6 protein-coding genes and 1 pseudogene are annotated in these 8,792 nt (G+C 54.6%); 3 read left to right on the top strand and 4 right to left on the bottom strand.

What is annotated here, in order from left to right:
- Nucleotides 1–198: 198 nt before the first annotated feature.
- From EDD52_RS22965 to EDD52_RS22950, 4 genes are all read right to left on the bottom strand, one after another.
- Nucleotides 199–933 (bottom strand): glutamine amidotransferase, encoded by a 735-nt coding sequence (locus tag EDD52_RS22965; RefSeq protein ID WP_132248947.1) that lies wholly within the window; start codon nucleotides 931–933, stop codon nucleotides 199–201.
- 301 nt (nucleotides 934–1,234) lie between these two features.
- Nucleotides 1,235–2,608, bottom strand: a complete 1,374-nt coding sequence (mgtE, locus tag EDD52_RS22960; RefSeq protein WP_132248946.1) for a magnesium transporter — start codon at nucleotides 2,606–2,608, stop codon at nucleotides 1,235–1,237.
- Between the two features lie 42 nt (nucleotides 2,609–2,650).
- On the bottom strand, nucleotides 2,651–3,076 hold the full coding sequence (locus EDD52_RS22955; RefSeq protein WP_132248945.1) for a hypothetical protein: 426 nt from the start codon (nucleotides 3,074–3,076) through the stop codon (nucleotides 2,651–2,653).
- A 349-nt stretch (nucleotides 3,077–3,425) separates the two neighbouring features.
- Nucleotides 3,426–4,355 (bottom strand): LysR family transcriptional regulator, encoded by a 930-nt coding sequence (locus EDD52_RS22950; RefSeq protein WP_132248944.1) that lies wholly within the window; start codon nucleotides 4,353–4,355, stop codon nucleotides 3,426–3,428.
- A 660-nt stretch (nucleotides 4,356–5,015) separates the two neighbouring features.
- On the opposite strand from EDD52_RS22950, the pseudogene tnpA reads away from it, so the two are divergent.
- From tnpA to EDD52_RS22935, 3 genes and pseudogenes are all read left to right on the top strand, one after another.
- Nucleotides 5,016–5,408: pseudogene (gene tnpA, locus EDD52_RS22945) on the top strand (IS200/IS605 family transposase); the annotation flags it as partial.
- Nucleotides 5,409–5,584: 176 nt separating this feature from the next.
- Nucleotides 5,585–7,495 carry a hypothetical protein gene (locus EDD52_RS22940; RefSeq protein WP_132248943.1) on the top strand — a complete coding sequence of 637 codons (1,911 nt, stop codon included), beginning with the start codon at nucleotides 5,585–5,587 and terminating at the stop codon, nucleotides 7,493–7,495.
- A gap of 12 nt (nucleotides 7,496–7,507) precedes the next feature.
- A complete protein-coding gene (locus EDD52_RS22935) occupies nucleotides 7,508–8,644 on the top strand; it encodes a hypothetical protein (RefSeq protein WP_132248942.1) in 1,137 nt (378 codons plus the stop codon).
- Nucleotides 8,645–8,792: the final 148 nt, after the last annotated feature.

Here is an 8,792-nt window from a genome sequence, read left to right as displayed (position 1 = left end):
AACATGAGCGATGATCTGAGGCGAAAACCGATGGCGTTTGTAACTGATCTTCTGTGTCTGCATCAACACCGCCTACGCCCAGATCAATGAACCAGCAACCTCAGGCCCGTTAACGTGACAACACCGGCTCGGGGCCTCGGTCGCGGTGGCAAAACTTACCGGCAAAATCGAATGGCGCGGCCAGGTGTTTGCGACGTCTCAACAATACCGTGCCGCGAACCGGCGTAGAATGTCACCGGGCACGGTTACTTCGGAGGCGTGGCATTCAGCTATCAGTCGATCGGCATCCTCGGGCGGGAAGTAGCCATGGTTTCGATAGACACGAATGCGTCGTTCGAAGTCATGTGCGTCCGCCTCGGGATGGAACTGCGTCGCGTAGACGTTTTGACCGTAGCGGATCATTTGCATCGGGCAGGCGTCAGACGTGACCAGGTGAACCGCGCCTGGTGGCAAGCCTTGGACCGCTTCCTTGTGACCAACAAAAGCGTCGAACTTTGCATCCAAACCCGTCAGAAGCGGATCGTTTTCCGCATCCGGTGTGAATGAGCAAGCCGAGGTTCCGACCGGTTCCCCAAAGCGCTCTTTGCTGACCTCACCACCAAGGTGTTGCGCGAGGATGCCGAGTCCGTAGCAACAGCCCATGAACGGGTGATCGTTATCGGTGATCTGTGGCATCAGCCCAAAAATCTGGCTTTCAATCCGGGCCTCTGTGACGCTTTTGTCTTCTGGCGCATCACTTACACAGCCCGGACCACCGCCGACAATCACGGCCGAAAAGTCAGTCACGTCGAGATCGGAGGAGATGTCCTCTTGGTCGAGACGGATCCGAAGGGTCTGTTCCGGAGACATCGCGCACTTGGCCAGAATAGACGCGTATTCATCATCAGAGGCATCGGTTTCCGGCCGGAGTTGCAGGATGAGGAGCTTTTTCATAGGCGTTCGATCCCGACCTTATGGGTGTCATCAAGCAGCACCATACCTTGAACTGCCACCCCCCAAACCTTCACCGGATCGGATACTCTGGTTATTAAACGGTATTGTCAATTTGCGCATCTTCGGCCGCCCTGGCTGCGTGGTCCGTAGCCGACGGTTTTCGCACAAATCAAGGATTCATGCTTCTCCCGCATTGGATCGTGAAAGGAAGGACAAGCGCATGGGCGGATAGCCTGATCTCGCGAGGTGAAAAGGGCGCGACCAATTCAAAGCGGAGCCACCACCGCCCGGGTGATCGACATCAGACCAGCCAGGGCATCATGAGGGTTGCAAGGCTGAGCACGAAGAAGAAGCCCGCCATATCCGTTACGGTCGTAAGTAGCGGGCCACTGGCGGCGGCGGGATCCTGCCCCAGGCGTTTCAAAAGCAACGGAACAACGCCGCCGATGGATACGGCCAGAATCGTGTTCATTGCCAAGGCCAGACCGATGACCAGGCCAAGTGCTGCATTGCCTTTCCAGACCCACGCCACGATGCCAATCAAGATACCCAAGGCGATACCATTGATCACTCCAACACTTACCTCCTTTAGCCAGACACGAAACGCGTCCACGGGACGCACCAATCCGAGGCTTAGTTCGCGCATGGTAACGCCAACCGCCTGGTTGCCCGAGCAACCGGACATGTCTGAAACCATGGGTAAGAAGATTGCGATGGCGATCACTGCGGTCAGCGTTGCTTCGTAAGCAGAGATGACGGAGGCCGCTATGATGTTCAGAACGATGTTGGCGGAGAGCCAGGCCAAGCGGCGGCGCGAGCGTAGCCATGTCGGCATGGAGCGCAGCTCATCGCCGACCACACCTTGCAGTTTCAGGCTTTCGCTCTCCGCCCTTTCGAGCAAGGCGTATGACACGGCTTCACGGGAGACAGTACCAACCAATCGCCCATCTGTTTCAACGACCGGCATGCCCAGAAAAGGGTATTTGTCGAAAATGTCTTCAAGCTCAGACAGGCTTGCGTTTACGCCTACAGTCATTGGTTCGATCATGATTGACGTAAGACGGGCAGATCGCTTGGTCGATAGCAGACCGCGCAGCGAGACGACCCCGATTGGGGCGCCATTCTCGTCCACGATGTAGGGGTGCTGACCTCGGTACCGATCTACGTCATGGTCATCTGAGGCCATCTCGCGTAGCACGGCCCCAACCGTTTGCGTGTCCTTGAACCAGAAGGCCTCGGCCATCATCAGGCCACCCGCCGTTTCGGGGTCGTATTCAGCGAGTCGTCGGACATCGGCGGCATCTCCGGCATCCATTTTCGACAGGATCGCCTCGGCTTCGACCGCCTCCATATCACCGATCAAGTCAGCCTGAACATCGCTGTCGAGCTCGTCCATGATCTCGACGGCGCGAGCGGCCTCGAGCGCTTCCATGAGGCTTGCGCCCAACTCGTGCGGTGCTTCTTCGATCAAATGGGCCGCCAGGGCAGGTGGCACAAGCGTCAGCACCTTTTTGCGGTCATCCGCCTCAAGCTGCAGAATTTCGCGCAGAGCGTCAGCGAGGGGTAAGGGCTCAAGAAGGGCCGAAATTTCAGCAGCATCATCCTGTGCAATTGCGGCCAAAAGCGCTTCTTCGAGTGAGCGGTCAGGTTGAATTTCGACGGGTTGTTCGGACATGGCCTTACTCCTATTGAGAGAGATCTATTTTGGCATTTCTTATCAATCGTAGATGCGTCCAACCTTGATCATACCAAGACGCAGGCAGAGTTTCAGGGTCGTCCAATAGGCTTGATCAACGGCCGTCTGCCAATCTGAAAATCCCTTCGTACAAGGGGCAAGGATGACTTCATCAAAGCACATATGGGCGAACGCAGACTCTGCATCGCGCAAGTCCAGGAATCCGATACCGTCGGTTTCGACCAAATAGAGTTTGCCCGACATCAATGGCAAAGCGGGCAGTTGTTGCAGCCGGTCAGACAGCGCCTCGATCAGCGCCGCGCTGCAAGCCACAACTGCATTTGGTCCTTGGAAGCTGCCGCCATAACGATAGCCGATTTGCTCTCCGCTGATCTCGGTAGTCAGAACCTCGACGAAGGGACAGTCGTCCTGCGCTTCCATTGTCGGCTTCAATGCTCTGAGGGTCATTTGTCTTTCCTCCCTAATGACACAACGAGAGTGGGGCTGACCCACCTTCCAGTGTGGTCAGCGGTTGATGGGACAAATTTGGAATCCGTTGCCCTATCGTTGATACGCCCGTTCAAACCTGCAATGCCGGTGAACTCAGTTTGGGCGGCGGACAGTGTTGCCGCCTTCAAGGCGAGCGCGGACACAAAGGTCAGCCTGAGAAGGTTCTCCATAAGGTCACTCTTATCGCATCCAGGTGACCCGTCTTTCGGCATTGTTGCTTCAGACTGGGCAGTGTCTCTACTGAGCCGGGGTATAGGGAAGACCGTTATGTGAGTAAAATTCGAATTAATTGGGTATAAGGCGAGAATTACTCGCTTCTGATCTCGGGGTGTAATTCTGGATCGAAGTCTTCCATTGCTTCCAACTTTTCGAGAAGACTTTCTTGTTCTTTTTCAACGTTTTTAGCTACTTGTATCAGCGTTTTCTTGGCAAGAGCGGCTAAATCATCAGGGATGCCATCGCGCCAGATCACATAGGCAGGGTATGGAAAGCGGGGCGCATCTGCCACCAGGTGAAGCTTTCCAGAGTCCAAGTGGCGCTTGGCGGAGCGAGCAGGAATGTAGGCCGCCGCTCTTCGGTTCGCGACGTATTCCATCGCAAGCGCACCCAACGCCATCGAACGTCCGGAGTCAGTAAGATGCGGCAAGGCTACGGCTAAAGCGTGGGTGAACTCAGGGCCCCAATCCACCGAAACAAAGACTTCTTCCAAATCAAGTGTTGCGCCCGGAAAGGAAGCTACAAGCACCAGTTCGTCATCGAGTGCAGGCTCGACGAGCAGCCCCGGCCGCAGTTGTGGCGTATAAAGGAGTGCAGCCTGTATAACCCCTTCGACCAGAAATCGCATGATGCGGTCGCTCATGCCGAGTTCGCAATGCACACTGAGCTCTGGCATCTCAGCCTGCATCGCGTCCACCCACCCGAAACCCAATCGCGGCCAGAGCGAATATTGCGCCCCTATCGAAATTGCACGGCTGTATCCTTTTGGAATGGCGATCTGCTGCCGAGCTTCTTCCCAAATCTTCAGGAGGCTGAGTGCATAGGGCTCGAACTGCTTGCCCTCCGGCGTCAATACCGCGCCTGCTTTTGAACGCACGAAGAGTGAGTGGCCAAGACTGTCTTCCAGCCGCTGCACACGCAAGCTGACCGCCGATTGCGTCACAAAGAGCCGGTCGCAGGCGGCAACAAATGACCCGGTATTGGCAACCTCCAAGAACGTCTTGATCAGGGTAATGTCCATCAAACCTATCCATAAGAAAATCAGTTATTAAAGGTAATTGCTATTCGTTATGCGCACGCATGTGAACCCTTTATGTATGGCTCCGTGAAGTCGAGCCGAGCAAAAATCCCGAATGCTTAAAATGGTGGGGGGCGTTGCTCCCAACGCCACGTCCCTTCTCTTGGGCACGACTTCGCACCTGACAAAACGCAAACAAAAAGGTACAAGACATGAAAACCCTGATCATCTCTGTTGCCGTGGCATCCATGATGGCTGTATCCGCATGCTCCACCAGCCAAGTGGCTGACAACACAGGCGCTGCTGCCGGCTTCGTCACAAAGGCTGCGGTCAAAGGAACTGTTGCCGTCGGCAAAGCTGCATATAAGGGTGTAAAGACAGTTGCCGCTGCTGACCGATCTACGTGCCCAACTTGGGCAAACTGCTAAGAGGTCTGCGCAAAGCCGCTTGCGTATTGGTGTTGCGCCTAGAACGATGCAGGCGCGGTACCTTGATCCGCAATCGATCAAAAGTGCGCATCAAGGACGCGAGCCCGTTAGTCGTGAACCGGCATGACAGGGCTACAGTCGACACAAATCTGACTGGCGTCCAAGATCGTATCGACCTGGTCGAGCAGAATGGCGAGTTGAAGCAGTCCTGTGACGTAGCAGCTAATTTTCCGCCTACTCGTCATCCGCGCACACGCGATTTTACCACAGGTTCCACGTCGTCTGGGTCACGAAATACCGCTCCAAGGTTCTTCAGGGCGCGATGCGATATCGGATCCGCCAGATCATCCGCCAGACCTGCGAGGAAATGGGCGTCTATATCGTACGTGGGGTGCTCGCGCGGGATCATGTCTACATGTTCCTGTCGATCCCGCCTAAGCTGTCTCTGTCGGACGTCATGCAGCGCATCAAAGGCCGGTCCTCCCGGCGCATCCAGATGGAGTATCCCGGCTTGCGCAAGCGATACTGGAGTAGAAGGTTCTGGGCCCGTGGATACTTCTCGATCACCTCGGGCAATGTGACAGACGACATCATTCTGCAGTATCTGGAAATATACTCCGCAAAATGATGCTATCGGCGTCCGCCGGTAGTCATTCACTTTGAGAAACAGAGGATTTGTGTTAATATCCTTGCACTGAATTTGTTCCGCTTGATCATTGTACGTCTCGATCGCGGGGCACTTTTTGGCATCAATTTTCATTTGCCGAACTTGTTTTAGAAAAATGATTTCAAGGGAGTGTCTTCATGCCCGGCCCAGCGATTCATCATCTCATTGCAGACCGTCTCAGAACCAATATTCTCAGCAATCGAGGCCTCGGAGACGGCGTAGGTCCCGCCGAATACTCCGCTCTCCAAGCCCTGCTCAACGATCCCAAGAATGTCCCCTATCTTTACGTCGGCTGCCATGGCCCGGATCCGTTTTTTTTCAACACCAAGGATCTCAATCCAACCCTCGGAAAATTCGTCGAGATCTACAACGACGTCTCCGACTTTCTACGCGATTTCGAAGAAACTCTGCTCAGCGTTGTCCCGGATCCCGTTCTCGACGCACTGGAAGCCTTCGATGAAGCCGTCAACGAGACGATCCAAAACTCCGCGCTTCTTTCCGAGATCGAGCAGACGTTCAATGACATCAATACGGCCCTGACCGCACTTCTCGATACGCTCATTGAGGGACTGAAACGGTTCGTCTCCGAGTTCAACCTGTTCGACCTGATCTCCCACCCCTACCGCGACGGCGCCAAGGAAGGCGACTGGTGGTGGTTCGACGCGATGCATTACCGAAAGACAGGCAAGTTCACCGAAGCAATGCTGGAAGCATCCCGTGATCTTTCCTCCCCCAACCACCTTTATGCTCTCGGCTACTTGACCCATGTCACGGGTGACACGTCTGGCCACGCTTACGTCAACCTATGGAGCGGCGGTGCTTATAGAAGTGCCTCGCAACGCCACAAGACCGGGGAGAATTTTCAAGACGTTTTCAACTTCCTGAACCGCACCGGACGGGATTTCAATTTTTCCAAGCTCCACCACCTTTACAATTTCAACTATCAAGGCACATCCAATCCGCCGCCCGCCGACAATCCCAAGATCCCGGCAGATCTTGCCAATTTCCTCGCCGACATCATGAACAAAGTTTACCAAGAGGACGGCGATCCGGACCCTGATTATGCCAAGAAGATCAGCCCCGGTGACATCGATGACACCTATCGGCTGTGGTACAAATTTATGAAGGGTTTTACCGAGACCGGGACCCTGCCACCGCCCCACCCCTACTCGCTGACCACCGAGTTGCGCGAGGTTTGGGAGAAGACGATGGATAACCTGGACGACATCGGCGATTTTTTGGAGGACGCGGTCGATTCGGCGGGCAATTTCAACATTCTCGCAATCTTCATAATTCTCGCCGCCCTTGTCGCTGCGGCTATTGCGGCTGCGGCCGCGATTGCTGATGGAATCGCGGGTGCCGTAGTCACTTTAGGGACGGCAACAATTCGATACGCAGCCTGCCTGATCTATGAACAAGTCTACAACGCGTTCCAAAATTTCCGGCTAGCGCTGACCTTCAACGGTCTCGGTTTCCCTATGCAAGAGCACTTGAATGAGCCGCGCCTGCGCCAATTCATGCGTCCTGACTTCCCTGATCCAACCGGCGTAGTTGCTGCAGGTGTGGCCGGGCAGGAGCCGCTCTTAAGGTTTACAACAGATATCCTTAGCGACCCTTTGGCGGCTATTTTCCATCAGGAACGCCATCTAATCTATCCAATCACCGATGGTGAGAAGACGAACGTCACCCCGGCTCCTACGAGCTTTTTTACCCAATCAGCCTTGTTCCCGGCGTTTGGAGATATCCCACTAACGGATGGGCTGATTGAACAATTGGTTCAGTTCCAACAAAACGGCTCTTTGTCCGAGGCGGACTTGAAGCTCATCATGGACAAAGGCACGCTCGGCAACGCCTTATTGCTTACCCAAGCCATGTATGAGCGATGGTTCAAAGGCGAACCCCTGCCCGATTTCAACCTCGATAGCGACCGAGGCTACGGCTATCTTTGCTGGCGACAGCCCGGTGACCAGCCGCATGAGCCTAAGAAGCTTGTCACCAACACCAGTGCAGCCGATCCGACCACTGTAATCCTACAAATCTTGCGCTGAGGAGGAACTGCCATGTCTGCTAAAGTGAAAGAATTCATCGCTGATCTTCAAAAGCGCCGAGCCGACTACAACGAAGACACCATAAAACAACTCGGCCGGGCGTTTTCCCGCAAGGACCGGAAACCGCCGGAGCTTTTTGAGGACAGCTCGTTTCTTTACATGCGGTCATTCGATGCTGATCAGGGCACGCGGCCGTTCTCAAACATTACGTTCTGGCACTCCCCTGATATCAACCTGTCGCCGCTCTCAAATCCCACGAATATCACGACTGAGCTGCAAGCGGGCGAGACATATAACATACAGGTCGCCCTACGGAATCGCGGTGACCTCGCGGTTCCGAGTGCCAAGGTTGAACTGTTTTTAGTCGATCCATCGATTGGGTTCGATGTGCGTATGGCGGAGCGTTTGACCAACCTGACCAATATGCAAACGGCATGGGTCAGTTCGGGCGCGTCCGCTGTGACGCAATTTCACTATACAGTCCCGTCCAATCAGGCGGGTCATAAGTGCTTGTTTGCGCGCTGTTTCTCCTTCTCCCCACTGGACGTACCATTTGACGATTTCCTATTAGACCCAAGGCTAGATCGTCATGTGGCACAACAAAACCTGAACATCGTCGCTCAAAGCAGTTCCTTTGAACTTATGGTTTTCCACAATCCGAACGCTCAGATGCGTCTGGGGTTCGTTCCGATGAAAGCAGAAGATATCTTCAACCTGCGTCATCCAATTTTGGGTGAGGCGCGACCTTTTGATGACATCCCTCAGCGGGAGTGGACCCGAGCTACTGGGCCTCAAATCATCAAGACAACCGCGAATGTCGATATCGATTTGGATGGCAATGATATTCATCTCATCTCCAAAGACGCCGACAGTTCCGGGCTCGATCTGCAACGTCGCCTCAAAGGCGAAATGCGCAAGATTCTTGGTGCAGTCGCAAGCGGAAAAACCAAGCTCGCGCGCCACAAAAACATTGTAGCCGAGTTCCGAAAAATGAACGCCGAGACAGTGGCCACCCGAATGCAGATCAAGATCCCGGATCTGGGTCTAGGCAAAGGTCAGGTTGCGGGTGTGCAACTTCAGGGGATCGATGTGGCCTTTGATCCAAATGATCCAATCGGCGGTTTTACGATGCTGGTTGTCGGCACCTAACTCAGTGTAGAGAGCCGTTTCCCAATTCCGTTCCACCTAATGCGGTGGGTCAACTGCCAAACTGGTCGGAGAGGAAAAATTCGGAAAGCGTTGTTGCGAGGTCGGACTGGTCGATCACCCAGCATTTGCCGCCCGTGTTCGGGTTACG

The sequence above is a fragment of the Primorskyibacter sedentarius genome, from assembly GCF_004342065.1.
In the GTDB taxonomy this organism is placed as follows: Bacteria; Pseudomonadota; Alphaproteobacteria; order Rhodobacterales; family Rhodobacteraceae; genus Primorskyibacter; species Primorskyibacter sedentarius.
The sequence above is the reverse complement of the archived record's forward strand: the minus strand, read 5'-3'. Positions and strand labels throughout refer to the sequence as shown.

Bases quoted from the DNA above. Each gene is read 5' to 3' on its own strand.
- EDD52_RS22965 (WP_132248947.1), bottom strand. From the start codon at position 933: ATGAAAAAGCTCCTCATCCTGCAACTCCGGCCGGAAACCGATGCCTCT.
- mgtE (WP_132248946.1), bottom strand. From the start codon at position 2,608: ATGTCCGAACAACCCGTCGAAATTCAACCTGACCGCTCACTCGAAGAA.
- EDD52_RS22955 (WP_132248945.1), bottom strand. From the start codon at position 3,076: ATGACCCTCAGAGCATTGAAGCCGACAATGGAAGCGCAGGACGACTGT.
- EDD52_RS22950 (WP_132248944.1), bottom strand. From the start codon at position 4,355: ATGGACATTACCCTGATCAAGACGTTCTTGGAGGTTGCCAATACCGGG.
- EDD52_RS22940 (WP_132248943.1), top strand. From the start codon at position 5,585: ATGCCCGGCCCAGCGATTCATCATCTCATTGCAGACCGTCTCAGAACC.
- EDD52_RS22935 (WP_132248942.1), top strand. From the start codon at position 7,508: ATGTCTGCTAAAGTGAAAGAATTCATCGCTGATCTTCAAAAGCGCCGA.